Here is a 26,278-nt window from a genome sequence, read left to right on the forward strand (position 1 = left end):
ATACGTATATGGCAGCTACCATTAAAGATATTGCCAAATTAGCTAATGTTTCCCATACAACCGTCTCCCGGGCGCTTAACAATAGTCCGCTGATTAAAGAAGATACGAAACGCAAAATTATGGAATTGGCAGAGCAACTGAATTACATTCCAAACTTTAACGCGAAGAGCCTTGTTCTCCAGCGCTCGCATACGATAGGCTTGTTTTTTACCAGTATTTCAGAAGGCACCAGCTCCAGCTTCTTTGCGGATACCATCCGTGGAGTGAATCATGTTATCGGGGTGGATTACAATTTGTTTGTGCGGGGCATTGACGACTACACCGACTTTTCGGCTATTCATCGCAAGCGTTTTGATGGCATCATTCTGATGAGTCAAAGCGAAGCGGACAACCCGTTTATTTATCATGTGCTTGGTCAGGGCATCCCGCTTGTTGTGCTGAACCGGCAGGTGTCTGGAGCTGGCATCGTGAACGTGATTTCCAATGATAAGGAAGGGTCCTATGCGGCGGTTTCCTTTCTTATCGAAAGTGGACATGAACGTATTGCGATCATTGAAGGGGTGGAAGGCTTCAAGTCTACCCAGCAACGCCGCGAGGGTTTTATGAATGCGCTGATTGATAAGGGTAAGCCGATTCGACACGAATACATCGTACAGGGTCATTATGATACCGAAAGCGGAAGCCAGGCGATGAAGCGGCTGCTTTCCTTGCAGGAGCCGCCGACCGCGGTATTTTGCTCGAACGATGATATGGCCATCGGGGCGATGAACGCCGTATTTGAGTACGGCTTGAAGGTACCTGAGGATGTATCTGTTATTGGCTTTGACGATATTGGCTTCTCTATGTATACGACCCCGCCGTTAACGACGGTCAAAAGGCCGATCGAACAGATTAGCGAACGCGGAGCTGAGTGCATTCTCGAGCGGATTCAGTCGCCGTCGAATGAGGGTGAGCTTATATTTATGGAGACTACGCTTATGAAGCGGAAATCAACAGCAGAGAGATTACGCTGAGTATCGTTTTTGAATCCAGGCAGGGCAAAAGGGGCAGGTTCAGTGCATCAAGCGCTGTTCCCGCCCCTTTTTTTGTTGACATCGTGCTGCTTTGCCGGTATTTAACGTAAGAGATTGGTTTTCGCAAGTTCAATAATCTCGTCACCGCGTCCGTTCAGCACTGCTTTCATCATCCACAGTGTAAAGCCTTGTGCTTGTTTTAGATTAATTTTAGGCGGCATGGATAGCTCCTGACGGTTCACCACCACATCCACCACCACAGGGTCATCATAGGCTAATGCTTGCTGAATGGCATCCTCCAGCATGGATGGATCTTCAACTCGAATGCCCATGAGTCCCATGGCTTGCGCTACAGCGCCAAAATCAGGGTTAATCAACTCGGTGCCACTTTCCAGGAACCCGGCCGCTTTCATTTCCAGCTCGACAAAGCCAAGAGCACCATTATTGAACACAATGACTTTTACAGGCAATTGATGCTGCTTTAGGGTAAGCAGATCGCCCATCAGCATCGTGAGTCCGCCATCGCCCGATAGGGAAATAACCTGCCGACCAGGCTCAGTGGCCTGTGCACCGATCGCTTGCGGCAATGCGTTTGCCATCGAACCGTGGTTGAAGGAACCGATCAGTCGCCGTTGGCCGTTCATCTGCAAATAACGTGTTGCCCACACCGTGGGTGTACCGACATCACAGGTAAAAATGGCATTTTCCTGAGCGGCATCACTAATGACTCTGGTGAGGTATTGCGGATGGATCGATGTATGGCCTGGTTTACCAGCCGCCAGTTCATCCAGCTCCCGACGGACCTTGGTATAGTGTGAAACGGCTTTTTCCAGATGCCTGGACTCATGCTCCGTCGTTAAATGAGGAAGCAGCATCTCTAGTGTTGCTTTGACATCCCCGCATAAACCATAGGTTAAAGCAGTGCGTCTGCCAAGGTGGGCGGGCTCTATATCTACCTGCAGTATAATCGCATTTTCGGGATAAAATTGTCTGTAAGGAAAATCAGTTCCGAGCATGAGCAGGACGTCACAATCCATCATCGCATGGTACCCGGAGGAATATCCGATCAGCCCGGTCAAGCCTGCATAATAAGGATTGTTATATTCGAGGTATTCCTTGCCCCGCAAAGCGGATACCATAGGTGATTGTAGCTTGTCGCACAGCTGCATAAGCAATTCGTGAGATTGTGAACAGCCGGCCCCGCAGAGTAAAGTAATTCGTTTGCCTTTATTCAAATACTCGGCTAGCCGGGAAATTTCGGAAGGTGATGGATGCACAACAGGTGCAGTGGGATGGTAGACATGTTCGGGTACAGGTACCTTTTCCGCCTCCAAGGCTGCTACATCACCAGGAAGAACAATGACGGATACACCTGAACGTGAAACTGCCTGTTGAAGGGCCATGGTCACGATTCTTGGAACTTGCCGTGGTGTCGTAATCACCTCACAGAAGTGGCTGCATTCTCCGAAAAGATGCTCGGGATGTGTAGCCTGAAAGTATTCGCTTCCGATCTCGTCGCTTGGAATATGGGCTGCAATAGCGAGTACAGGTACCCGATTGCGGTGGCAATCATATAATCCGTTAATCAGATGCAGGTTTCCGGGACCACTGCTTCCGGCACATACAGCAATGCTTCCACTAAGGTTAGCATCCGCTCCGGCTGCAAAGGCAGCGACCTCTTCGTGCCTTACATGAATCCATTCAATTTGACCATTACTGCGGATGGAATCAACCATATTATTTAAAGAATCTCCTACGATGCCATAAATTCGTTTGATTCCTGCGTTGACCAAAACTTGTACGATGGTATCTGCGATTGTCTTCATAGAAGTTCCTCCTGCTCAGCTTTTGTCTAGCCAGCTATTGTCTAGTAAGTAACGTTATCCTGCCCGTGCCTTTTTGTATTTATTCTGCTGAAATGTATATCAGGGCAAGCTCGCGGGAGAGGGGATAGTTAGCCTTAACCGTCTTGTATCAGTGTGAAACAGCAGAAGGGAGGGCTGGACTGATGTTTGTTGTATAATCATGTATGTTAACGTGTTCATATTATTGTCATTAAAATTTATAAAAACTAAAAATGTTGAGAAAACTATTTTGTTCACGTGTGCATTGTGGTAAAATAACCTTGCAATCATAATGGTAATAGTGGGAGGTTACTCCGGATGAAACAAGTAGATGATTTAGACCAATTAAACAGAAAAAGCTTTATTGTAGCAGAACCGTATCCTGAGAGGGTGCTGCAATTCGGGGAAGGAAACTTCCTGCGTGCGTTTGTAGACTGGCAATTCGACAAAATGAATAAACTGGCAGAATGGAATACGGGCGTTGTGATCGTACAGCCGCAGCCAGGAGGCATGGTGGAGAAGCTGAACGAGCAGGATGGCCTGTATACGGTCATTCTCGAAGGGATTAAGGACGGTCAAGCCATGAAGGAGCACACGGTTGTGGAGTGTGTAACCCGCGGGCTCAATCCGTACGGCTCAGATTATGTTGAATATGAGGCGTTATCCCAAAAGCCTGAACTGCGCTTTGTCGTATCGAACACGACGGAGGCAGGGATCACTTATATGCCAGAGGATCGGCTGGAAGATCGTCCGCAAAAGAGCTTTCCAGGGAAGCTGGCTGCTTTCCTGTACAAGCGCTTTCAATTTTTCGGAGGCGATCAAAATAAAGGACTGGTGATCATTCCGTGCGAGCTGATCGACCGCAATGGTGATGCGCTCAAGGAGATTGTGCTGAGATATGCTGATCAATGGGGGCTTGGGGCCGAATTTACAGCATGGCTTGAGGAAGCAAATACATTCTGCAACAGTTTGGTAGACCGGATTGTACCTGGTTATCCCAGAGACCGGATTCATGAAATTCAAGCCGAATTGGGCTACAAGGACGATTTGGTGGTTGTGGGCGAACAGTATCATCTGTGGGTCATTGAAGGACCGCAATGGCTGAAGGAGGAATTGCCAGCTCATTTGGCGGGATTGAATGTGCTGATTGTTGACGACATGTCGCCTTACCGTACACGTAAGGTGCGTATTTTGAATGGGGCGCATATGGCGCTTACACCTGTCGCTTATTTATATGGCCTGGATACGGTGGGGCAGGCGGTCGAGCATGATGTTATGGGCGTTTTTATCCAAGCGCTGATTCGAGAAGAAATTATTTCGACACTGGACTCCCCGGAAGCGGAATTGGATCTATATGCCGACGATGTTATTGAACGTTTCCGTAATCCATATGTAAATCATTATGTCATGAGCATCGCTCTGAATTCGGTGTCCAAGTTCAAGACACGGAACTTGCCGTCCTTGCTACAGTATGTGAAGCAGCATAAGGCACTGCCTGCCAAAATGGTATTTTCGCTGGCGTCCCTGCTCGTATTTTACCGGGGAGACAGAAACGGTGAGCCAATCGCCCTGGCAGACGAAGCGGAAGTATTGGGTGCGTTTGGTGAGCTGTGGAGTAGATATGACGGAAGCCTTGCCGAAGCGCAGCAATTAACTGAACAGGTACTTGGCAAGCAGGCATGGTGGGGGCAAGACCTGAACCAGGTCGAAGGGCTGACTGAACAGACGGCACAGCACGTGTATGAAATGACAAGCAGAGGAATAAAGGAGACGCTGGAATCTCTAACCGGGAACGGCGTGCCTAGAGCATAAGCAAGGAGGAAACCGGAATGCTGGAATTCATTCAAATACATGATTAAGATAACGTGGCTGTCGCTCTGCGTGATTATAAGCGGGGAGAGACACTGGCGTGGGGAGAACAAGAAGATCAGCGCGTAGAGCTGTCCGACGATGTTGCGCGCGGGCATAAAATTGCGCTACAGAACATATCTGAAGGTGAGCATGTGCTGAAATACGGATATCCCATCGGTCATGCCACTCAGCCCATTCAGGCCGGGCAGCATGTGCACACGCATAATACGAAGACAAATCTGACAGGCGTCGAGGAATATACCTACAGCCCTAAGCCAGCGCCCCTTTTATATGAACAGGAGAACCGGACGTTTCAAGGCTTTCGCCGTAAAGACGGTCGTGTGGGGATTCGCAATGAGTTGTGGATTGTCCCAACGATCGGTTGTGTGAACGGGATTGCCGAGCTTATTTTGAACCGCTTCAAGCAGGAAGTGGGCGATATTTCGCCTTTTGAAAATGCACTTGTGCTCAAGCATAACTACGGTTGTTCTCAGCTTGGGGATGATCATGCCTATACACGCACAATTTTAGTTGATGCCGTGAAGCACGCGAACGCAGGCGGTGTACTTGTTCTTGGTTTGGGCTGCGAGAACAACGAGATGAAGGAATTCAAGGAAGCTATCAGTGAATATGATACGGAGCGGGTAAAATTTTTGCTGTCTCAGGAAGTATCGGATGAGGTGGAGGAAGGGGTACGGCTGCTGCATGGAATTTTTGCGGCTGTCCAAGAGGGTCGGCGTGAGCCTGTGCCTTTATCCGAGCTGAATATTGGCTTGAAATGCGGCGGCTCTGACGGCCTGTCAGGCATTACTGCCAATCCACTGCTCGGACGATTGTCGGATTATATGGCAGCGCAGGGTGGAACAACGGTGCTGACTGAGGTGCCTGAAATGTTCGGTGCAGAGACCATTTTAATGGAGCGTGCCGCCGATGAGCAAGTATTCGGAAAGATTGTACATCTGATTAACGATTTTAAGCAATATTTTCTGGATTACAAGCAGCCAGTATACGAAAACCCGTCACCGGGCAATAAAGCAGGGGGCATCACGACACTAGAGGATAAATCACTGGGCTGTACGCAAAAATCCGGGTCCTCTACGGTCACCGATGTTATTCAATACGGGGAGCGTCTCAAGACCAAAGGACTCAACCTGCTCAGCGCACCGGGGAACGATCTGGTTGCTTCTTCGGCACTCGCAGCAGCGGGCTGCCAGCTCGTTATTTTCACAACCGGACGCGGCACGCCTTTTGGCTCCTTTGTTCCGACGATGAAGGTATCGACCAACTCACCTCTCTATCAGGCTAAGCCCCATTGGATCGACTACAACGCCGGTTCGTTGGTGGAGGATGTCAGTATGGAAGATGCGCTCCGCAACTTTGTGGATTATATTGTCGATGTAGCCAGCGGAACCTGGGTGAATAATGAGAAAAACAATTTCAGGGAGCTTGCTATTTTTAAAAACGGCGTTACGTTATAGAAGCTTGGAACACATCGGGAGGCGGAATTTATTCCGCTTCCTTTTTACGCTGTATATCTCTAAATAGGTGTGCTAGACTTTAGGGGAAACACGCCGAATCGCGTTAGAATAGGAGGGAATACAGTGCAAAATGCAATTATAGCTTATCGTGAAGAAAATCATGATCAGCTCGTAGATATTTGGCACCGGGCTGTACGCCGGACACACACTTTTTTAGAGGAAGAGGATATCCAATTTTATCATCATATCGTGCGCAATGGCGCCCTTAGAGAAGTCGAAATTTGGATGGCATGGAATGAAAGTCAAGGTCCAACAGGGTTTATCGGGCTGGACGGGCCCAAAATAGAGATGCTATTTGTCGATCCTGAGTTTCATGGGCAGGGCATAGGCAGTCGGCTCATCCAGCATGCCGGGAAAATAAAAGGTACACACCTCAAAGTGGACGTAAATGAGCAAAATGAGAAAGCACATGCATTTTACAAGCATCTCGGCTTTGTCCAAACAGGACGATCCGAACTGGATGGATCAGGTCGGGCATTTCCTTTGCTTCATATGGAGTGGAACCAGTAAACGAAGGATATCCGCCCCCATGTTCATAACTGGAATATATTATCATAATTTTGTTGCCACACATTTGATTTTATGATATAACTTAATTACGTAATAAATACGTAATTAAGTTATATTTTAGATGGAACGTAGATCATGCTTTTGTTTGATGAGTACTAAAAGTCGGACAAGGAGGTGGGGAGGGTGGATGATCTCGTTCACTCCCATATCACAGATCTGGACACACTTGTTAACATGATTAAGCTGTCATTTTCATTTGCAGACGGAGCCGACATGATTGCTTTATGTGATCATCTGTATAACCAGGCCAGCCAAAAGTATCAGGAGCTGCAGCTTTATAAAGCGCGCAAGAAGCCTGTACAACTCATACATAACAAACGGCCGCTAGTATATTATTACGGCTACAGTCATCTTATGAAAGGCATGGCCTTCCAAAAACAGGGCAATTATGAAGCCGCCCGCGATTGTATCGAAAAATATGCGGAATTGGGCTGGTTTAATGGGCTTGATCCGTATGGTGAAGCAGAGGTCGAATATTATCGGCATGCCGCCAGAGCCAATCTGTATGCCCTTGATATTTTGTCCGGTCATTCTGAAGCGCTAGAGGATTACGTCCAATTTCTTCGAGACAATCCGGAAGAGCTGTTACCGGGGCTTCTTTCCATCGTAGAGGGAGCGTACAGGTATGACTACCCTTTAGAGGATATACTTCAATCATTTGCCGAACAAATTGATGATTTCAAATATTTTGAAGAGCCTGTAAACGTATCTTATTATTTTCGCTTCTGCTATCAACTGGCTCTCTACTATATCAAGCAGCAACAGGTTACAGCCGCATTGGATTATATTCTGCAATCCCTCATGCTGTCAGATACCCTGGGTATGGAACATGAGCATGAGTTTAGAAAATGCACCGCTATATTTGAGGTTTTCCGAACCCAAGCTACAGCAACACAGCAAGACCAATATATAACTATTCTAAAAGGAGTGTTAAAGGATGAAAAAATTGATTTCACGGCCGTTGTCGCTCAGTCTGTTTAGCTTGCTGGTGTTTGTTACAAGTCATGACCTCATCTCGGTATTTTATCATGGAGCCAATCATTAGCAGGTAGAGTTAAGTAGACCAAAAAATTTTTTAGCAGATATGGATTAGATGCAAAGAGTTTGAAGTGAAAAATTTGACGTAAGGCATACCAAATAGCAAGCAAGCTCATTATAATCAGGGTTTACTTGCTATTTGGCGTTTATTTAAGCCGTTGTAGACTTATGCAGGAGACCCTGTTCTGAGGGGTGCAATGAAATCCGCGTTTGTTGGTAAGCTGGGAATGTTTCTTCTGTACGATATGTCCCAATTTTTAGTGCTGTATCCAGTGCTCGCAATAAGGAGCCTATGAACTGCTCTGGAGAAAAGAAAATACTTTTCCCGACCATATGGATGTGAAGCTCGTTATGGTCACGGTTGCTCACAGACAGCAATATTCCTTTTCCCTGAAAGCCGGTACCGATTACTCGTACCTTGTTTATACCCGAGAGCAGCATTTCTGTTTTCACCGCACGTCCCTGCTCCTCCACAAACACAGAAATCAGTCGCTTGTCCGTAACGATAACAATTTGATTACCGCGAAATGTATGGGTTAGATGTACAAAATCCTTATACACTCCAATCGGTTGTTCCTGCGGAGAAATCATCCCCATCCGTACAAACCCATCCAGTTCGGCGGCATCCGGCTCCTGATGATTTTTAATCCGTTTCTTAATACTGAACTGAATCGTCAGAATAGCAAGGATGACTATGAGAAAAGAGGTTGGCCGCGTGTCGAACACAAAGATCATCAAGATGATAAAGGCACCCGCCAGCCACTGCGCCCAAGTGAGATAACGAAGCTTCTGTTGAACTGTACGGCGATAATAACCATAGCCTTTTCCCGGCTGATACTCCTTGGTGAACTTTGACATACCACGCATCAGTGTTAAAGCATAGATCCCTAGAACTGTCATTCCCAGCGAGAGGAGCGTCAGAAGCCATTCTTGAGCTGCAACGCCAACCAAGGTGCACAGACCAAACATAATGATCGCCAGCCAGCAAACAACCTTTTTGAATCGCATCTTTTTTTGAATCGAACGAACTAATTCTTCCATTTTGTAATCCTCCTGATTTAGGTACATAGGTAATGATTGGAATATCATATAGTCTTATCGTATCATCTGATAGTCTTTTTTCGTAAATTCATTCAAACGATATTATATTTATGAATATTTAGTGTCCAAGTCGTGTTTTTTAACAACATGGTTCTGAAAATGGAAGGGATCATAAAGTAGCAGTTTTGAGTGAGGAATTAAGCGGTAATGGGAAGTAAGGGTGGAGAAAACTTCACTGCCTTTTTACCCTTATCCTGATATAATGAGTGTAAGTATAACCATGTCCTTCGATCAGAAAGTTTGTACACATATGAGATGAATCGCCAAACGGAAGGGGAGAGCATATGGTTATTTATGAAACGGACCAAGCTTATGTAATGACGACGCAGCATGACCATGCCCACATTTCAGGTGAGCTGGCTTCACAATGGGAAGAGAATGCCTTTAAGAATCGACGGCATAAGCAGGATTTTGTATATGCAGCTAAGGAGCATGACCGAGGTTGGATGAAGTTAGACGCTGCTCCTTTCTGGAATGATCATGTATCTGCACCTTATACATTTATTGATTTTCCGCTCAGTCCTCGTTTTGTGTTCTATCATTTGGGGATTGATGAAGTGGAGCAAGTGAATTCGTATGCGGCGCTGCTGTGCAGCTTGATGTACAAGGAGCTGGTCGGACGGACTGAGCATGAAAATACTCAGGACAAGCAGATTACGCGTGCTTATCAGGAGGTGGAGGAACAGCGTCGACACAGGCTCAAACAGGAGCTGGCAGGCGGCGTTACCTTCGAACATCAGGTGCGTACAGATGTGCGCAGAATGTTGTTCTGCGATGAATTGAGTCTGTTTCTGTGCAGCCGGCAGCCAGGGACACCTGCGGCAGATTATGAGTGGTTTGCTGATGGTTTGAGTTTCCCGACTGTACGACATGAAGGCGGGCGGGTTCGGGCCGAATGGTTATCAGTTCAGACGGTGGGTCTTTCCTATTTTCCTTTTAAAGGGAAGGTGGGGATTACTCATACCTTTAAGCAGGTGGACAAAGAGCAAATTCATACTTCAGGTCTTCTGCAAGCCTACCGTTCCTCCGAATGGAGGCATCGAACCTTTACCGTTGAACATATCATGGAAGTAGAAAAACACAAGGAGAATGCCTGACCGTCTTCCGATACGGTTCTGGACAGCCCAAAGCCTCCCTGAATAAATCTACTCAGAGAGGCTCACTTTTCTTGCTTTAAAGCTTTAAGATTTTGTAGATGTTTTCGCGCGGCTGACGAATGTCTGTACCTTGTTCAGCATCTTATCGCGTGCCCCTTTATTTCTCATCAGATACGTAACACCCATTCCCAATGCGGCTATCACCCATTTTTTATTTTTCATGAATAACACCTCCTTAATGATCATGCTGTTATAACACCAACGATGTAAATGAATCCAAAATGTGAATTGATGAACTAGATTTTACGATTTAGTGCTTCCTTGCGGTCATTCCGCATAACTATGATTTTACCCTTTCCATGAAATCTTACCCGCTCCATCGGCAATGAAACGATTATGAGTGTCTATTCACGTTTAATGGATATTATCAAAATATCCAGCCGCAGTTGCTTCAGACGTACCTGACAGGGAGGTCTTTGTGATGAGAAAGAAGGAAGTGGTGGCCATGCTGCTTGCCGGCGGGCAGGGCAAAAGACTCAAAGGACTGACCCGGACACTTGCCAAACCGGCTGTATTTTTTGGAGGAACCTACCGCATCATTGATTTCCCCCTTAGTAATTGCGCCCATTCTGGTATTGACACAGTAGGTGTATTAACCCAGTACGAACCGTTGGTGCTTCATTCGTACATCGGCGTAGGCAGTGACTGGGATTTGGATCGCCTGGATGGAGGAGTTTTTGTGTTGCCCCCGCATGAAAAAGAAGACGGGAATAATTGGTATAGAGGTACTGCGGATGCGATTTACCGTAACCTGCATTTTTTGGATCAATATGACCCGGAGCACGTACTGATTTTGTCAGGGGATCACATCTATAAAATGGACTACAGTCTCATGCTTGACTTTCACAAGGAAAAGGGAGCAGATTGCACGATTTCTGTCATCGACGTCACGATTCAGGAAGCCAAACGATTCGGGATACTAAACGCGGACGATGACCTGAAAATATACGACTTTGAGGAGAAGCCGGAACAGCCGAAAAGTACATTGGCCTCGATGGGCATTTATTTGTTCAAATGGGAGGTACTGCGTCGCTATCTGCTGGAAAGTGCAAGCGATTCTGAATCCTCGCATGATTTTGGCAAGGATATCATTCCGATGCTGCTCCAGCATGGGCGGTCGCTGTATGCATATCCGTTTGCCAGCTACTGGAAGGATGTGGGTACGATTCAGAGCTTGTGGGAGGCTAACATGGATCTTCTGGCTCAGGACCCGCCATTGGATTTGAATGACCCTTTCTGGCGTATCTATACTCGCAGTCCCAATCAACCGGCTCAGTACATCACCCAGCGAGCGGTGCTGAAAAACAGCATCGTAAATGAAGGCTGCACGGTGGATGGAGAAGTAAGGCATTCTGTGCTGTTCTATGGGGTCGAAGTAGGCAGGGACAGCGTTATTACCGAGTCTGTCATTATGCCGAATGTAAAAATTGGACGCAATGTACGCATTCACCGGGCTATCGTGAACGAAAACGTCATTATTGATGACAATACGGTCATTGGATCTGAGGATAGCTCGAATGAGGTTATTTTGTTCGATCAGGAAAGCAAGCTTCATGCACGAATATAACCCGGATAAGGACGGTGTCCGCTATGAGCCGACTCATTGGAGTGATCAACCTGGATCACGAATTGGATCAGTTGAAGGAGTTGACCTATTTCCGGTGCGGGGCCGCAGTTCCCTTTGCCAGTCGATACCGGCTCATTGATTTTACCTTATCCAACATGATGCATGCAGGGGTGCATGATATTGCATTGTTCATCCGCCGCAAATACCGTTCGCTGCTGGATCATCTGGGCGAAGGACGGCCTTGGGATTTGGACCGCAGACGAGGAGGGCTGTTTATTTTGCCGCCGGACTGGAATGATCCGACAGATGGTTCACGCGGGGATTTGCAGCATGTGCACAACAACCTGGACTTTTTTCATCGCTCAGCCGGGCAGACTGTTATACACGCAGGAACGCAGCATGTCAACAAGGTTAATATTGAGGATGTGCATCGTTATCATCGGGAAAAGAATGCAGACGTTACCCTCGTCTACAAAGCTACAGAGCAGCTCGAAGCTGAGCATGCGTCTTGCGTGCGGTTGGAGATTGCCGAGGACGGACGAGTGACCGGCATTCATCAGGAGCAGGATCATCATAATATTTATCTGGAAATGTTCGTGATGGACAAAAGCTTGTATCTGGATCAAGTGAAGCATTGCATCGCCCATCAGGATAGCCACTTCTTCCGGGATGCGATCCAGAAAAACCCAAGTGGACTACGCATTTATGCATATCCCTATGAAGGGTATCATGCGGTCATTAATTCCGTCGAGAGTTACTATAAAAATAGCATGAAGCTGCTGGATCAGCAGCAGTATCAAGCACTGTTCCAGGATCAGCTGGTGCATACCAAAATCAAGTATGAAGCCCCGACCCGCTATACGCAGAGCGCCGAGGTGGATCATTCACTTGTCGCCAATGGCTGCACGATTGGGGGCAGGGTTGAGAACAGCATTCTTTTTCGCGGGGTACGGATAGAGGAAGGCGCGCGGGTAAGCAACTCGATTATTATGCAAAAATGCACGATTCGTAAGGGTGCAATTGTCCAGAATGTCATTTTGGATAAGGATGTGCAGCTTTCACCGGAACGTACTCTGATTGGAGACAGTAAGGTTCCTTATGTCATTGCCAAGAACAGCGTCATTTAGAAGACATAGAGTGCATTTAAAACCGAAATACAGGAGGTTACACCTTTGTTCAGCAATAAAGAAGCATTCAAGCAGGCTTTTCGAGAGCAATTGGTCGGAAGGCTGGGCAAACCGATGCAGGAAGCTCAGGCGGAAGACGTATACAAGGTTTTGGGCGGTATGATCCGCGAACAGGTCGGCAAGAAATGGGCGGAAACGAACCAAGCCTATAAAGAAGGACAAGAGAAGCAGGTCTATTACTTTTCCTTGGAGTTTTTGATAGGCCGTCTGCTGGGCAACAATTTGCTGAATTTGGGCGTATTGGATATGGTTCGGCAGGCCTTGGGAGAATTGGGCTGGGACTTGGAAGAAATCGAAGAGCAGGAGGCGGATGCCGGGCTGGGGAATGGCGGTCTTGGTCGTCTGGCTGCTTGCTTTATGGATTCGCTGGCATCTCTCGGCTATGCAGGACATGGCTGTGGTATCCGGTATAAGTACGGTCTGTTTGAGCAGCGGATTGTAGACGGAAATCAGGTAGAGCTGCCGGATTATTGGCTGCAAAAGGGGAATGTATGGGAGGAACGCCGCCCTGACAAGAAGGTCGAGGTTCATTTTTGGGGACGAGTGGAGACTCGTGAGCAGGATGGCCGTCTTATATTCGAGACTCAGGATGCCGAAACGGTCTGGGCTGTTCCGTATGATATTCCGCTGGTGGGCTATGGACACGCGCAGGTGAACACGCTGCGGATTTGGAGCGCCGAGTCGGCGCTTGACCCCATCCGGGGACCGATTCGGGGCGAGGGTGGCTATTATCGCTTTCTCGACTATAACCGCTCGGTGGAGTCCATCTCGGCCTTTCTCTACCCGGATGACTCCAATTATGAGGGCAAGCTGCTTCGTCTGAAGCAGCAGTATTTCTTGTGCTCGGCTGGATTGCAAAGTATTTTGCGTACGTTCGAAAAGCTTCGTTTACCGTACAGCCAATTGCCTGACAAGATTGCGCTGCACATTAACGATACACATCCAACGCTGGTTATACCCGAACTGATGCGTATTCTAATCGACGTGAAGGGCTTGGGCTGGGACGAAGCATGGGATATTACGACCCGGACGGTTTCGTATACCAACCATACGATATTAAGCGAGGCCTTGGAACAATGGCCTGTCAATATGGTGCGGGAGCTGCTCCCTCGTATTTGTTTAATTATTGAAGAAATGAACAAGCGTTATTGCGCTATGCTACTGGAGCGTTATCCAGGTCAGGACATCAAAATTGGACAGATGGCAATCATTCACGGTGAACAAATCCGTATGGCCCATTTGGCTATTGTCGGCAGCTATAGCGTCAACGGGGTAGCTGCCTTGCACACACAAATTTTGAAGGAACGGGAAATGAGGTCGTTTCACGAGCTGTACCCGGGGCGTTTTAACAATAAAACGAACGGGATTGCCCATCGCCGCTGGCTGATGCACGCGAACCCCGAGCTGGCAAGCTTGTATGATGAAACGATCGGTACACGCTGGAGAACCCGTCCACGCGAGCTAATCGACCTGCTTCGTTACAGTGGGGACGAGTCGTTCAAAGAACGAATTCAGATAATTAAGAGAGATAATAAAATCAGGCTGTCCGAGCATGTGTTTGCCAAACACGGTGTCCGACTGGATACGTCCTCCATTTTTGATGTACAAGTCAAACGGCTGCATGGCTACAAGCGACAGTTGCTTAATATTTTGCATGTTATGCATCTGTACAGCCAGCTCAAAAATAATCCTGCGCTGGATATGGTGCCACGCACGTTTATTTTCGGGGCTAAAGCAGCTCCGGGCTATTTTCTCGCCAAACAGACGATTAAGCTGATTAACAATGTGGCGGATACGATCAACCGGGATGTGGATGTCAGGGACAAGCTGAAAGTGGTTTTCCTTGAAAATTATTCCGTTTCGTTGGCAGAGCTGATCATTCCTGCAGCGGATGTCAGTGAGCAGATCTCTACGGCAGGCAAGGAAGCCTCAGGCACAGGAAATATGAAATTTATGATGAACGGCGCACTCACCCTGGGGACATTGGATGGAGCCAATGTTGAAATGCATGAAATGGTGGGCGATGCCAACATGTTCATTTTTGGATTAAAGGTGGATCAGATCGAAGCATATGTTCAGGACGGCCAGTATTCAGCACGTAAAACAGCCAACAGTGACGAAAGACTGCGCGAGGTGCTGGATCAACTGGTGAACGATGCCCCTTTTACGCGGCATGAACGAGAATTTGAGGCCATTTATCAATCCCTGATTGATCACAATGATGAATACTTTGTGCTCAAAGACTTCGCAGCCTATGTGGATACGCAGGTTTATGTGGAGCAGGTGTACCGGAATCCGTCCGAGTGGACGCGGCGAGTGATTGTGAATATGGCTCACTCCGGCAAATTTTCCAGCGATTGCACGATTCAGCAGTACGCGGCGGAAATTTGGGACATTGTGCCTCTTGAAACCGATGTCAACAAGCGAATCTTGTCCTAAAAAAGCAAAACAGGCGGAATAGCATTGCTTTTCGACCGCTGAGGGTTATAATGACAGTATAAACCTAAGTAAGGTTGGGGGGCTGTATAACCTCATTCCCGAACTTGAATAGTACTGTTAAAGGAGTCCTCCTATTGATAAAGCTCAATCCGAACAGGCTCAAACCTGATAAATCCAAGAAGAAATATAATATGTTCCAAAATATATGGCGGGCGATTCGTCTGAATTTTATCAAGCTGTTGCGTGCGCCCGGTGGCGTCAAAAAAATCTCCTTGGGCTTTGCCATTGGCTTCGGGCTGGAGATGGTTGTGATTTCCACAGCTTCTCTGATCTACCTTGTGTTTTATCCCATTGTTCGGTTGTCCGGCGGTTCGATGCCTGCGGCCATTGTAGGTAACGTCGTAGGCAAGCTGACCTTTTTACCGATTGTGCTGATGCCGTTCGCCAAGCAGATTGGGGCTTGGATTTATCCATCCCATTTTCCAGGACACGTCAGAGGCGGTCGACTTCATGAGCATTCTTTTATGGAGCTGTTTCATGGCAACTGGTCTGTATTCAGAGACTTGCTGCACGGAGGGCTGCACATTCTGATTGGGATGTCGATTTTCGGTGTGGTACTAGGCATTATCTCGTATTTTGTCATTCAAGTCTTGTATAATCGTTCGCTGCACAAACGGCTGGAAAAACGGAAATTGCGTCATGGTGCAGCCTTTTCAGCGGCCAGACTGCTGAAAAATGGATAACGTAGTGAATAAGAAGCTCCTTAAGCCTAATAATTAGGCCTGAGGGGCTTCTTTTGAATTAAAGCAACTTTTTTCGGGTATTCGGATTTTATGGTGGAAAACGAAATGACGATTTCCAGTTGCTATCATCTGTATCTCGGTTCGGTGGTATTCATCAACCTTATTTTGACCGTATGACATCATTCCGTTTTGGCAGGTAATCCCCTGCAAGAAGCCAACCTCTTCGCCTTTAGATTATTTAGTGAGTTGGATGCGTTCCCCTGACCCTCCACCGTGACGAAGCGGAGGTCGGACTTTCGGATGTACTGCTGCGCGAAATCATCGATGGATATCGATATACCTGCCGGGCGGACTGGTTACAGATAAGACAAACCAGGGGTACAACCTATCGGCCTTGGAACTTCTCCTTTGGGCCATAGAGACCAACCTCCCTTAAATAAAAGGCTATGTTAAATCTCAATGTTGATTACCCAGCCAAAAATATAATCTCTCTGTTAAGGGCGGTTTATTGATGATGCTGCTCCATCCGCTTACATCACATTGTCCATAATCATTATCACCCACAGCAACCACCGTACCGTCAGATTTAAGTCCGAGAGTATGGGCACACCCCGCCGCAACAGCCCTAATGTCGTGCCAATCACTTACATCGCATTGGTCATGCCTATTCCAACCCACAGCTGTCACAGTACCGTCAGATTTAAGACCGATTGTATGAGCATTACCCGTGTTCGTCGCCATATGAACATTGCCAGCAACAACCGAGACGATATGGCACCAATCGCTTACATTACATTGACCGTATTTATTATCACCCACTGCCGTTACCGTTCCGTCAGTTTTAAGACCAACGGTATGACGACGACCCGCCGCTATGGTATCGTTACGCAATCGATTCGTCTCAAACACCGCTTCCTTCCGTGAAATGTAGTCCATATTTTACCTCCGCAAATTAAAAATTCCTGCCCGTCCCTCCGTTTAGCTCAACAGTAAGTCTATCCGTCGAAGTCTGGCGTTCGTATCTTTCACAGAAAACAGGCATGAGGACACCAACATGTTTTTCTTATTCGACGTTGTATTCTCATACTCCTTGCTGTCGAGGTAGCGGAACCACGCCAAGTAATGCTCCAGGTACTTTGTTGCCACCCCGTTGAAACGGTCCATCCATCGTTTCAGTCGGCTATGGTAGCTGTTGACGTTCTGGATATGATACACACCTTTGACGCGCTGTTTCCCATCGGATTTGAAACGATAATGTGCCAAACCCTTTTGATTGGCATAGGAACTGAATGCCCGCCAAGAATCCGTGCAAAGCACATTGGAGTTTGAAAGGTGAGACCCAATTGCTTCATCCAGTTTCGAAGTGCGAATGTGCCCGCGTCCAAGAACGCCTGAGAAGGTCATCTTCTGACGGTCTCGGGCGACCAGCACACAGATTTGGTCGTTGCTGATACCTCGGTGCTTCACTTTTCCCCCGCGCTTTCGCGGCTTGCGCTCGGTTATGTTCCGCCTGCCCTTTTCCGAGTACAGGAAGTAGGTCTCGTCCATTTCGACAATACCGTGGAATGCATCAGTTGGAACCTGCTTTAACGCAGCGAGAATTTTATGCCGCCAGTAAAACAAGGTCACGAATGTAACGTCTTCATACATCAGTTCGGCGCATTTTCGCAGCGAAAATCCTTCAATCATCAGTTCTATAAAACGAACCCACAGATGAGGTCGCCGCGTCCGCTGGAGAGACGTATTTGTCAGGTCATTGAACGTTTGGAGGCAAGATTTGCAGCGATAACGCTGACGCTTTACCTCGCCAGCTCGTGTTGTAATTGTGTACTTTCCGAAGCGAACAACGGTATGACTATGGCAATGGGGGCAAACCAGCCCATCTTTATGCTTTTGTTCATGAATTTCATCTATCACTCGGATAGGTGCCGCACCGTTGGTTCCTGACTGCAAAGAGAGAATAAGCTCTTGCTTGTCCTTACTGTCCAAGCCCTTGGCGAGTTTTATCAGTTCCTTTAAATCCATAGGGTAATCAGCTCCGAGTCATATGATTACCCTCATCACAGAACAAATGTTCGCATTGTTCAAATATCAACATTCAAGATAAACATAGCCAAATAAAAAACGCCCCCTGGAACCTGATAGATCCAAGGGTACATCTCATTAGGTTCAAGCTTCCGCAAGGGCAGAGATGATTTCCTGCGTTGTGCGAGTACGCCCGATGCGTGGAAAAATAAAATTTTTCACGTGATCGTGCTCGGCTTGGGAAAATCCGGTCATGGCATCGATCGCCAAAATCAGCTGATACCCATGCATAAACGCTTCCCGCGCGGTCGTATCCACGCCAAGCCCGGTAGCGATGCCGCATAAGACGATGGTGTCGATTCCCCGGCGGCGCAGCTGCAGGTCGAGCTCAGTTCCGTAAAAAGCTCCCCATTGCTTCTTGGTGATGACGTGGTCCGTCTCGGCCACTCGCATTTCCGGGACAATTTGATCCCATGCCTCGGGCAAATTTAGTGGAGGCGCAGGTGAATCCAACTTCGGCCTCGGGATATCCTTCAGATCCTTGCTCGATACCCGGACCAGTGCAACCATCGAGCCTTGCTCACGGAAAGCATCTGCCAAGGCGGCAGCGTTAGATACCACCTGCTCGGCGGAATAAGGAGCGTATTGATTGCCTAGCCATTTTTGCAAATCAATGACAACCAACGCTGTTTTTTGCGGATCCAACAACTTTTCCATTTCGTATGTTCTCCTCACCCTTTAAATATGACCTATAGTTATAAATATTAAACTTAAGGTCATTTGACTTGATGTCTTATATTTTGTACCATAATTCATAAATAGTCAAGTGGGGAGATTTTGTTTATGAGCGTAACAAGGGAAGAGGTTGTGAAATCGGCGACGAAGCTTTTTAAGGAACGGGGGTTTCTTTCGACGACGATACAGGATATTGCCGAGGATTGCGGCATTGCCAAAGGATCCGTATACAAATATTTCCCTTCCAAGGATGACCTGTTCAGCGAGGTGTTTGATCAATGCCATAACACCTATTTTGATCAAGTCGAGGAGTTGAAGCGCCTTCCCGGACTCTCGCCGGAGGAGCAGTTTCTGCAGCAGATTATTCTGCGATTCCGTTATTTTATAGAGCACAAGCATATTCTGGTCGAATTTACGGAGCTCCCGATCCAACAGGATCCCAAGTTCCAACCGCTTAGACACAAGGTTAGGGGGCGGCTCATCCGATGGCATAGTGAGTGCTTGCTGCAAGTGTACGGCGAAGAAATCCATCCTTATCTGTGGGATATGGTTTCCATCTACCGAGCGATTCTGAAGGAGTATTTATTTTGGATTGTTTATGAGGAAAAATCGTTATCGCTAGAGGAAACGGCAAATTTCATTTTGGACAAGCTCAATGTGCTAATTAAGCATTTGAAGGCTTGCAATGTGAAGCCTCTGCTGAAACAAGCTTCGTTCGAGAGGTATTTAAGCTGGGGGCTCGTGGATCGCCATGGGGAAACGGAGCAGATCCTTACCGAGCTGTTCCGGGAGATGGATTCGGCCCTTGACACTATTCCGTCCGGCGCCGGACATCGCTCGGAGCTGAAAGAGCTTTGCCATTTTATACAGACGGAGATCAAAAAAGCGGAACCGAATCTCCCGTTGGTACAAGCTTCGCTTTACTATTTGGAAAGAGAGAAGGAGCTTAAAAGTCTGGTCATCCAGTTGAGGAATATTATTCATTCGTGTACTTAGATTTTTTCACTCTCTTTGATCTGCGTACGACTATCTGAGGTTTGCAGCATTTGAAGGCTCTTTTTAGGCGTGCTCGGGAATGCGATAAAGTTCTTGTCATTTATGACATCAAGTTCTGGCCAACCGACACCTTCCCTTATAATGCACACACCGCCATAACCAGTTTCTTGTAATTTTGGGTTCCATTAAATCGTCATTCCACCATAAAATCCGTAGAACCCTTTTTTCTTTTGTGTTACGTCTAAGGAATATGTGAACTTCATCATATCAGCATTTTACGTAGACACAGGAGGAATCGACTAAATGAAAAAATAGAATTCTATCACTGCAACCGCCGCGCAATATCAATCCTTTTGGGAACAGCTCCGGTTGCAATGGCATAGCAGCCCGCTGCTGCCACAGCTCAAAACGCACAAACTTCTGTTAACCTAGACCAAACCGTTACCAAGCGTTTAACGGAGGTCCTGAACACATTAGCAGGGAAACAAACGATAAAGTTTACAAGTGCAGACACTTCTTTTAACGCATGGACTGTAAACGGTATCTTGAGCGGGATAGCGAATGCAGATTTTATCCAAAATTATGATACGAAGAAAGGAATCGTGCAGTCCACCAGCATCATCTATGGTGCCGCTGATCTGGATAAGGTTATGGATCATAACCTGCGCAGCAAGGTTGCATCGTTCCTGAAATCATTCGATACCGATAAGGTTTTTAAAACGGAAGCCATCTTCAAATAACGGCCAGCTTTATGTATTCGCTCAAAGACTTTAAAGCTGCCCTGACCAACAAAGCACACCGTTCCCTTAAAACACTTGGTATGACCACAATTAAGCCATTTGAATATGTGCTTCGTCAGCAGGAAGGCAAGGATACTGTCTGGAACTTTCGGGATGATAATGAATTAAACAACGTACTGATTGGCATAAAAACCGGTAAAGTATGGTCCGTAAAAAGTGAGTATGGCATGGACTGGGATGGGGACAAGGACTTTGCCAAAGCATTTGCCAAGCCAAAGCTCAGCAAAACCCAGGTGCTTGCAGCCGCCAAGTCGAAAGTACAATCCCTTTTTGGAATTAACCTGAAAGGGTACACCGTAAAAATTAAAGATAACGTGTATACATTCTCCAAAAAGGGCGCAATTACCGTTGTGGGAAAAATCAATAAAAAAGGAGCATTTTATTCACTGGAGGCTAAACCTGCAAACGGTGTTCGAAATTAAGTAAGATCATAGTTCCCCTAATTGGCTTCATCCACTCAAATCGTTTACAATACGTGTGCATACAACACTGGACGATAGGTTAATGTACATACAAGGAGTGGTGAGGTTGCGGAAGATATGGCAAATCTACTTAACAGACTGGAAGAATGTATTCAAAGTATCGACCGGGACTTTATTAGTCATTGGCATCATTCTTTTGCCTTCCGTCTATGCATGGGTGAATTTGAAAGCAATGTGGGACCCGTACGCAAATACATCAGGTATTAAAATTGCAGTAACGAGCCAGGACCAGGGTGCTGAGGTGAACGGGAAGAAAATTAATATCGGCGACGAGGTTTTGCATAACCTTCAAAATAACAAGAAGCTGGGCTGGACGTTTGTGAATGAAGCAGAGGCACGAAAAGGTGTCCTAAACGGTGATTATTATGCCAGCCTGCTCATCCCCAAGGATTTTTCAAAGAAAATTACGAGCGTGCTTACGGAAAATCCGCAAAAGCCTGAGATTGATTACGCTGTAAATGAAAAAATCAATGCAGTTGCTCCGAAAATTACCTCCTCGGGGGCAACCTCTCTGACCAACCAGATTAGTCAAAACTTTATTGAAACAGCCAGTCAGGCCGTGTTGACTAAGCTCAAGGAAGCCGGGGTCAAGCTGGAGGAGGAACTGCCTACCATTCGCAACATTGAGAACCGGGTGCTGGAGCTGAACAATCGCCTGCCGGATATCGACAAATTAGGCAAACAGGCTATTGAGCTGGAGCAGAATTTGCCCAAAATTAAGGCGCAGGGGCAAAAAATCATTGCCCTAAAGGAGAAAATTCAAGAAATTAACCGCGCCGGCGATCTGGTGCTTAAAATAGACAAAAACCTGCCTGAGCTGGATAAGGTAGCGGCGGTTATTTTGGATATACAAAAAAGACTGCCAGACATTCAAAAGGCCGGAGACCGGATTGTTGAGCTGGATCAAAACTTTGGCAAGGTGGAAAGCGCGTTGGCCACTGCCCTGGAGGATACACAAACGTCTCTTAAGGTCATTAATGCTGCACAGAAAGCACTACCGGAAGTACAGAAGATTGCGGATACAGGCAAGGATTTTACAACCGGCTTACTTGAATTTCTGGATAAAAACGACGGTGCACTCGACTCCATTGGAACGCTGGTCAAAGAGGACCTGCAGCTCGTACAGCAAATTGCGAATGAAGTTTCCGAGATCACAGGCATCATTCGTGGTGTGGATTTTGATCCTAAAGCAGCACAAGCTGCGGCGAATCGGGTTAGCGGCAGGCTGACGACTGCCGTAGGTGTGCTGGATCATATTTCTCAGTTGTTGAACCGTGTGAACGGGTATTTGCCTAGTCAGCCTCTGAATTCGCTTATTTCCCGCGTGAACGGGTTGAAGGATCGTCTTGGTCGCCTGAACAGCACGGTGACAAGCATTGGAGATGCCATACAGCGTGGCGAGAAGCCTGCACAAAATTTGCTGGATGACGCTGACCGCTTGGCCGCAGAGGTAAGCAGCGGAATTGACAGCATTTTGAGCAATTATGATACGGAGTATGCGCCCGCTATCCAAAAGGCACTGGATCAAATTAAAACCATTGCGCGCAATTCTGCCAATGTACTGAAAACCGCTCAAGAGCAACTGCCGAATATTGAAAAGATATTAAATGATGCACAGGCTGCTGCGGTATTCGGTCAGGAAGAGCTGACTCGTCTCCAGCAGGATTTGCCACAATATAGGCAGAAGCTGCATGAAGCGGCTACGACGATTCAGGGGCGCATGGGCGAATTCACGACTGCTGTCAACAAAGCGGCAGATTTCGTAAAAAACGATTTGCCGACGGTTAAAGGTAAAATTCATCAGGCGGCAGAATTTGTACGTAACGATTTACCGAAGGCGGAGCAACAGTTTGTCAAAATGGCTGACTTGATTGAAAACAAGTTCCCCGAAGCAGAAAAAGCGGTACACCAGGTTGCTAATTTTGTGAGAACGGATCTTCCAGCTGCCGAGGATTCGATACGTCACGCGGCTGACACGATTCGTAAGCTGAGAGGTGAAAACGCACTCGGACGAGCGATCGCATTGCTCAAAGGGGATGTGAAGAAGGAAAGTGATTTTCTCGGCAGTCCGGTAGCGTTGAAGCAGGAGCGAATATACCCGATCCCGAACTATGGCTCTGCGATGTCCCCTTTTTACACTACATTATCTATTTGGGTAGGTGCGATGCTGCTGGTCTCGATGTTCAGGGTCGATGTGGAGGACCCGGAAGGCCAATATAAAAGCTACCAAGTATATTTCGGACGGCTGATGACGTTCTCTACGATTGGTATTTTTCAGGCGCTGAGCGTGTCTTTAGGTGATTTGTTCCTGCTCGGGGCGTATGTGGATGCCAAAGTAGCATTTGTACTATCGTCTATGCTGATCAGTCTGGTGTTTACGGCGATGACCTATACGTTGGTTTCTGTGTTCGGCAATATCGGGAAGGGGCTGGCGGTCATTCTGCTGGTGCTTCAATTCTCTAGTTCAGGAGGGACATTCCCGGTTGCGACGAGTACACCGTTTTTCCAGGCGCTGAATCCGTTCGTACCATTTACCTATGCGGTTAGTCTGCTACGGGAAACGGTAGGAGGGATGCTGCCTTCAACGGTAACACGAGATGTGGTGATGCTGATTGTATTTATCGGAGTTTGCTCCCTGTTTGGATTGGTGCTTAAAAAGCCGCTCAGCAAGCATACGAAAAAAATGGCCGAGCGCGCGAAAGAAACGAAATTAATTCCTTGATTGTTAAAAAAAGAGAGATTTACGGTGGTTGAAGTGAGCGGGCTCCGCGAAGGATTTGATCTTATGATCGCTGTTGCCACGGGATTCTTTGGATGGGATAGGACATGAAAAGGTAAGAATCCCGTGGCAAAGGCGAACGCTCCGCTTCTCCAGATTCAAATCCTCCGCTCCGCTGGCAACCACCGTAAAGTCACTTTCTTTTAACATTCGGCGGGTAGTACGAGGGGATGGCCTCCGCATGTAATGCTTCGGCATAATGCGAGGGCTTTTTGCTATACATAGAGAAGTAATTTGTGTTCAAGGGTGTTTCAAAGTGGTTTTTTCTGGTGAATGAAATGGGTATGGTCTTTTTAATGGAATTTTTGCTGAATTTTAAAATCCTTAGGCAAAGGCGGGAGGCAGTATGGAATATTCATACTTGGGTAAGTCAGGTTTGAAGGTTAGTCGGTTATGTCTGGGCACGATGAATTTCGGACCGGAAACCGAAGAAAAGGATGCGTTTAAAATCATGGATGCCGCGCTGGATGCGGGCATTAACTTCTTTGATACAGCCAATGTATACGGGCATGACCGCAAAGGATGGACAGAGGAAATTATTGGACGCTGGTTCCAGCAGGGTGGTGGAAGACGTGAGAAGGTCGTGCTGGCGACGAAGGTATACGGGGATATGAAAAATGAAAATGACGGACCGAACGCAGGCTCAGGCTTGTCTGCATACAAAATTCGCCGTCATTTGGATGCTTCTCTGCAACGTTTGCAGACCGATCACATTGAGCTATACCAAATGCATCACGTTGATCGTAACGTGTCCTGGGATGAACTGTGGGGCGTATTTGAATCCGTTGTGGATCGGGGACAAGTGGATTATATCGGTTCCAGTAACTTTGCGGGCTGGCACATTGCGGTGGCGCAGGCCGAAGCAAAGGCACGACGCTTTTTAGGTCTTGTATCCGAGCAGCATCTGTACAATCTGAATGAACGCTCTGCTGAGCTTGAAGTATTGCCGGCGGCTCAGGAACTGGGACTTGGAGTGATTCCTTGGAGCCCGTTGGCAGGTGGACTATTGGGACGTAATGCGTTAGCAGGTACAGGCTCCCGTAGCGCACGCGCCAAGGAAAAAGTGGAACAGAACCGTGCAAAGCTGGAGCAGTTTGCAGCATTGTCCCGCGAACTGGGCGAGAAGGAGGACGTGATTGCACTGGCCTGGGTATTGTCCCATCCGGCTGTAACCGCTCCAATTATTGGCCCGCGGACCTTGGAACAGCTGGAGGATGCTCTGCGGGTGCCTGAGGTCAAATTGACTGACGATGTTCTTGCCAAGCTGAACGAGATTTTCCCTGGCCCGGGCAAACCTGCACCGGAAGCTTACGCTTGGTAATCTGAGCACAATCATCGCAAAAAGGCAGCAGATTAGGAGTTATCTCCTTAATTAGCTGTCTTTTTTTATACATAACAGTAAACGCTAAACAGTGTCTATCTTTGTGGGTATCATTTGAGGGTCTGGTTTCTTCTGATGTGTAACATAGCTGTGCAGAACCATGCCGAGGATGACGACAAACATACCCAGCCAAGATAGAAGTGACGGAAAAGGTATGGATAAAAAGATCAGTTCTCCCATTAATGCGAACAGAACTTCCAGAGATTGTGTTGCTTCAACTGTCGCCAGCTTTTGCATATTTCCGCGAACCTGATCCGTAGCTTTAAAAAATAAAACTGTTGCAATCACTCCTGAAAATATGGCCACCAGAGCAGACTGTATTGTCTGATCCATGCTTGGCATTCCTGCACTGAACACTCCATATATCGAAAGCAGTATCCAGAAGGGCAAACTGGCTAAAGTCATCCCGAGCACACGTTGATAGGCATCTAACCGTCCTGCACAGACCTCCATCATTTTGCGATTACCCAATGGATATGCGAAGGAGGCAATGATGACCGGCAGGAGGCCAAATAAAAAATCCTGCGTAGAAATGGATTGTGCATGCTCAACTTGCATGAGAAGAATTCCAATGAGAATAATCAGAGACATCATAAGTCCCTGGATGGGAATTTTCCCGCGTGTTTTTACTGGGCCGTTCTCCGTTTGTACAACCTCTGTAAATAATGGCACAAGCAGAGAACCCGAAATAATAGTAATTTGCCAAGTACCCGCGATCAGCCAACCCGGCGAATAAGCCGATGCGAAGCATAATGGAGCATAAAATAAGCCAAATCCGATGAAGCTCCACAACAGCCACGTTCCCGGTCGTTCCTTCATAACGTCCAACAGAAGCCTAAGCTTCTGTTGGCTCAAAACAATGACGAATAAAATAGGAACCATAAACACATACCGCAATGAAGCACTCCAAATCCAGCTCCCGCCAGACAGCTCCATAGACCGATTGAGAACAAATGTAAAAGCAAAAAAGAAAGCAGCCAACACACCTAGCGAAATAGATCGCAATATATTCACCTTATTCTTTAAATTTCG

Annotated in this window: 21 protein-coding genes and 1 pseudogene; 15 read left to right on the plus strand and 7 right to left on the minus strand. The window is 47.1% G+C overall.

Features of this window, described 5'->3' with window-relative positions:
* The first annotated feature begins 8 nt into the window (after nucleotides 1-8).
* The gene (locus GCU48_RS21825) at nucleotides 9-1,013 is read left to right on the plus strand and encodes a LacI family DNA-binding transcriptional regulator (protein ID WP_025717412.1); all 1,005 of its coding nucleotides are present in this window, start codon (nucleotides 9-11) and stop codon (nucleotides 1,011-1,013) included.
* A 101-nt stretch (nucleotides 1,014-1,114) separates the two neighbouring features.
* Here the strand turns inward: GCU48_RS21825 and poxB are convergent, their stop codons facing one another.
* A complete protein-coding gene (gene poxB, locus GCU48_RS21830; protein ID WP_152381433.1) occupies nucleotides 1,115-2,839 on the minus strand; it encodes a ubiquinone-dependent pyruvate dehydrogenase in 1,725 nt (574 codons plus the stop codon).
* A gap of 336 nt (nucleotides 2,840-3,175) precedes the next feature.
* Between poxB and GCU48_RS21835 the strand changes: the two genes are divergently transcribed.
* From GCU48_RS21835 to GCU48_RS21850, 4 genes are all read left to right on the plus strand, one after another.
* Nucleotides 3,176-4,669 (plus strand): tagaturonate reductase, encoded by a 1,494-nt coding sequence (locus GCU48_RS21835; RefSeq protein ID WP_152381434.1) that lies wholly within the window; start codon nucleotides 3,176-3,178, stop codon nucleotides 4,667-4,669.
* Between the two features lie 53 nt (nucleotides 4,670-4,722).
* On the plus strand, nucleotides 4,723-6,186 hold the full coding sequence (locus tag GCU48_RS21840) for a UxaA family hydrolase (protein ID WP_244315823.1): 1,464 nt from the start codon (nucleotides 4,723-4,725) through the stop codon (nucleotides 6,184-6,186).
* 123 nt (nucleotides 6,187-6,309) lie between these two features.
* Nucleotides 6,310-6,756 carry an acetyltransferase gene (locus tag GCU48_RS21845; protein WP_152381435.1) on the plus strand — a complete coding sequence of 149 codons (447 nt, stop codon included), beginning with the start codon at nucleotides 6,310-6,312 and terminating at the stop codon, nucleotides 6,754-6,756.
* 183 nt (nucleotides 6,757-6,939) lie between these two features.
* Nucleotides 6,940-7,797 carry a DNA-binding protein gene (locus GCU48_RS21850; protein WP_152381436.1) on the plus strand — a complete coding sequence of 286 codons (858 nt, stop codon included), beginning with the start codon at nucleotides 6,940-6,942 and terminating at the stop codon, nucleotides 7,795-7,797.
* A gap of 207 nt (nucleotides 7,798-8,004) precedes the next feature.
* On the opposite strand, the gene GCU48_RS21855 is transcribed toward GCU48_RS21850, so the two are convergent.
* A complete protein-coding gene (locus GCU48_RS21855) occupies nucleotides 8,005-8,895 on the minus strand; it encodes a hypothetical protein (protein ID WP_152381437.1) in 891 nt (296 codons plus the stop codon).
* A 344-nt stretch (nucleotides 8,896-9,239) separates the two neighbouring features.
* On the opposite strand from GCU48_RS21855, the gene GCU48_RS21860 reads away from it, so the two are divergent.
* The gene (locus GCU48_RS21860) at nucleotides 9,240-10,052 is read left to right on the plus strand and encodes a DUF3891 family protein (protein ID WP_152381438.1); all 813 of its coding nucleotides are present in this window, start codon (nucleotides 9,240-9,242) and stop codon (nucleotides 10,050-10,052) included.
* 84 nt (nucleotides 10,053-10,136) lie between these two features.
* Here the strand turns inward: GCU48_RS21860 and GCU48_RS27105 are convergent, their stop codons facing one another.
* Nucleotides 10,137-10,274 (minus strand): hypothetical protein, encoded by a 138-nt coding sequence (locus GCU48_RS27105; RefSeq protein WP_167518742.1) that lies wholly within the window; start codon nucleotides 10,272-10,274, stop codon nucleotides 10,137-10,139.
* 259 nt (nucleotides 10,275-10,533) lie between these two features.
* Between GCU48_RS27105 and GCU48_RS21865 the strand changes: the two genes are divergently transcribed.
* From GCU48_RS21865 to GCU48_RS21880, 4 genes are all read left to right on the plus strand, one after another.
* Nucleotides 10,534-11,679, plus strand: coding sequence for a glucose-1-phosphate adenylyltransferase (locus tag GCU48_RS21865; protein WP_152381439.1), 1,146 nt, complete (start codon nucleotides 10,534-10,536; stop codon nucleotides 11,677-11,679).
* 23 nt (nucleotides 11,680-11,702) lie between these two features.
* A complete protein-coding gene (gene glgD / locus GCU48_RS21870) occupies nucleotides 11,703-12,806 on the plus strand; it encodes a glucose-1-phosphate adenylyltransferase subunit GlgD (RefSeq protein ID WP_152381440.1) in 1,104 nt (367 codons plus the stop codon).
* Between the two features lie 45 nt (nucleotides 12,807-12,851).
* A complete protein-coding gene (locus GCU48_RS21875) occupies nucleotides 12,852-15,305 on the plus strand; it encodes a glycogen/starch/alpha-glucan phosphorylase (RefSeq protein ID WP_152381441.1) in 2,454 nt (817 codons plus the stop codon).
* A gap of 191 nt (nucleotides 15,306-15,496) precedes the next feature.
* Nucleotides 15,497-16,048 (plus strand): DUF2062 domain-containing protein, encoded by a 552-nt coding sequence (locus tag GCU48_RS21880; protein ID WP_167518796.1) that lies wholly within the window; start codon nucleotides 15,497-15,499, stop codon nucleotides 16,046-16,048.
* A gap of 510 nt (nucleotides 16,049-16,558) precedes the next feature.
* Here GCU48_RS21880 and GCU48_RS21885 read toward each other — a convergent pair.
* From GCU48_RS21885 to GCU48_RS21895, 3 genes and pseudogenes are all read right to left on the minus strand, one after another.
* Nucleotides 16,559-16,984, minus strand: a pseudogene (locus tag GCU48_RS21885) (chromosome condensation regulator); the annotation flags it as partial.
* A 42-nt stretch (nucleotides 16,985-17,026) separates the two neighbouring features.
* Nucleotides 17,027-18,073, minus strand: coding sequence for an IS1595 family transposase (locus GCU48_RS21890; protein ID WP_152381444.1), 1,047 nt, complete (start codon nucleotides 18,071-18,073; stop codon nucleotides 17,027-17,029).
* Nucleotides 18,074-18,217: 144 nt separating this feature from the next.
* Nucleotides 18,218-18,790, minus strand: coding sequence for a hydrolase (locus GCU48_RS21895; RefSeq protein WP_152381445.1), 573 nt, complete (start codon nucleotides 18,788-18,790; stop codon nucleotides 18,218-18,220).
* A 126-nt stretch (nucleotides 18,791-18,916) separates the two neighbouring features.
* On the opposite strand from GCU48_RS21895, the gene GCU48_RS21900 reads away from it, so the two are divergent.
* The 5 genes from GCU48_RS21900 (at nucleotide 18,917) to GCU48_RS21915 (ending at nucleotide 25,186) form a co-directional block, all read left to right on the plus strand.
* Complete coding sequence (locus GCU48_RS21900; RefSeq protein ID WP_152381446.1) at nucleotides 18,917-19,804, plus strand: TetR/AcrR family transcriptional regulator; 888 nt, start codon at nucleotides 18,917-18,919, stop codon at nucleotides 19,802-19,804.
* A 545-nt stretch (nucleotides 19,805-20,349) separates the two neighbouring features.
* Nucleotides 20,350-20,544, plus strand: coding sequence for a hypothetical protein (locus tag GCU48_RS28250; RefSeq protein ID WP_244315825.1), 195 nt, complete (start codon nucleotides 20,350-20,352; stop codon nucleotides 20,542-20,544).
* An 11-nt stretch (nucleotides 20,545-20,555) separates the two neighbouring features.
* A complete protein-coding gene (locus GCU48_RS28255; protein ID WP_244315827.1) occupies nucleotides 20,556-21,026 on the plus strand; it encodes a hypothetical protein in 471 nt (156 codons plus the stop codon).
* Nucleotides 21,027-21,132: 106 nt separating this feature from the next.
* Nucleotides 21,133-23,808 carry a YhgE/Pip domain-containing protein gene (locus GCU48_RS21910; protein ID WP_152381447.1) on the plus strand — a complete coding sequence of 892 codons (2,676 nt, stop codon included), beginning with the start codon at nucleotides 21,133-21,135 and terminating at the stop codon, nucleotides 23,806-23,808.
* A gap of 403 nt (nucleotides 23,809-24,211) precedes the next feature.
* Nucleotides 24,212-25,186 carry an aldo/keto reductase gene (locus GCU48_RS21915; RefSeq protein WP_152381448.1) on the plus strand — a complete coding sequence of 325 codons (975 nt, stop codon included), beginning with the start codon at nucleotides 24,212-24,214 and terminating at the stop codon, nucleotides 25,184-25,186.
* An 84-nt stretch (nucleotides 25,187-25,270) separates the two neighbouring features.
* Here GCU48_RS21915 and GCU48_RS21920 read toward each other — a convergent pair whose 3' ends face one another.
* Entirely contained in the window at nucleotides 25,271-26,251 is a 981-nt protein-coding gene (locus GCU48_RS21920) for a DMT family transporter (RefSeq protein ID WP_152381449.1), read from the minus strand.
* Nucleotides 26,252-26,278 lie beyond the last annotated feature (27 nt).

Source organism: Paenibacillus brasilensis (assembly GCF_009363115.1).
Classification (GTDB): Bacteria; Bacillota; Bacilli; order Paenibacillales; family Paenibacillaceae; genus Paenibacillus; species Paenibacillus brasilensis.

Bases quoted from the DNA above. Each gene is read 5' to 3' on its own strand.
- GCU48_RS21825 (WP_025717412.1), top strand. From the start codon at position 9: ATGGCAGCTACCATTAAAGATATTGCCAAATTAGCTAATGTTTCCCAT.
- poxB (WP_152381433.1), bottom strand. From the start codon at position 2,839: ATGAAGACAATCGCAGATACCATCGTACAAGTTTTGGTCAACGCAGGA.
- GCU48_RS21835 (WP_152381434.1), top strand. From the start codon at position 3,176: ATGAAACAAGTAGATGATTTAGACCAATTAAACAGAAAAAGCTTTATT.
- GCU48_RS21855 (WP_152381437.1), bottom strand. From the start codon at position 8,895: ATGGAAGAATTAGTTCGTTCGATTCAAAAAAAGATGCGATTCAAAAAG.
- GCU48_RS21860 (WP_152381438.1), top strand. From the start codon at position 9,240: ATGGTTATTTATGAAACGGACCAAGCTTATGTAATGACGACGCAGCAT.
- GCU48_RS27105 (WP_167518742.1), bottom strand. From the start codon at position 10,274: ATGAAAAATAAAAAATGGGTGATAGCCGCATTGGGAATGGGTGTTACG.
- GCU48_RS21865 (WP_152381439.1), top strand. From the start codon at position 10,534: ATGAGAAAGAAGGAAGTGGTGGCCATGCTGCTTGCCGGCGGGCAGGGC.
- glgD (WP_152381440.1), top strand. From the start codon at position 11,703: ATGAGCCGACTCATTGGAGTGATCAACCTGGATCACGAATTGGATCAG.
- GCU48_RS21880 (WP_167518796.1), top strand. From the start codon at position 15,497: ATGTTCCAAAATATATGGCGGGCGATTCGTCTGAATTTTATCAAGCTG.
- GCU48_RS21890 (WP_152381444.1), bottom strand. From the start codon at position 18,073: ATGGATTTAAAGGAACTGATAAAACTCGCCAAGGGCTTGGACAGTAAG.
- GCU48_RS21895 (WP_152381445.1), bottom strand. From the start codon at position 18,790: ATGGAAAAGTTGTTGGATCCGCAAAAAACAGCGTTGGTTGTCATTGAT.
- GCU48_RS21900 (WP_152381446.1), top strand. From the start codon at position 18,917: ATGAGCGTAACAAGGGAAGAGGTTGTGAAATCGGCGACGAAGCTTTTT.
- GCU48_RS28255 (WP_244315827.1), top strand. From the start codon at position 20,556: ATGTATTCGCTCAAAGACTTTAAAGCTGCCCTGACCAACAAAGCACAC.
- GCU48_RS21915 (WP_152381448.1), top strand. From the start codon at position 24,212: ATGGAATATTCATACTTGGGTAAGTCAGGTTTGAAGGTTAGTCGGTTA.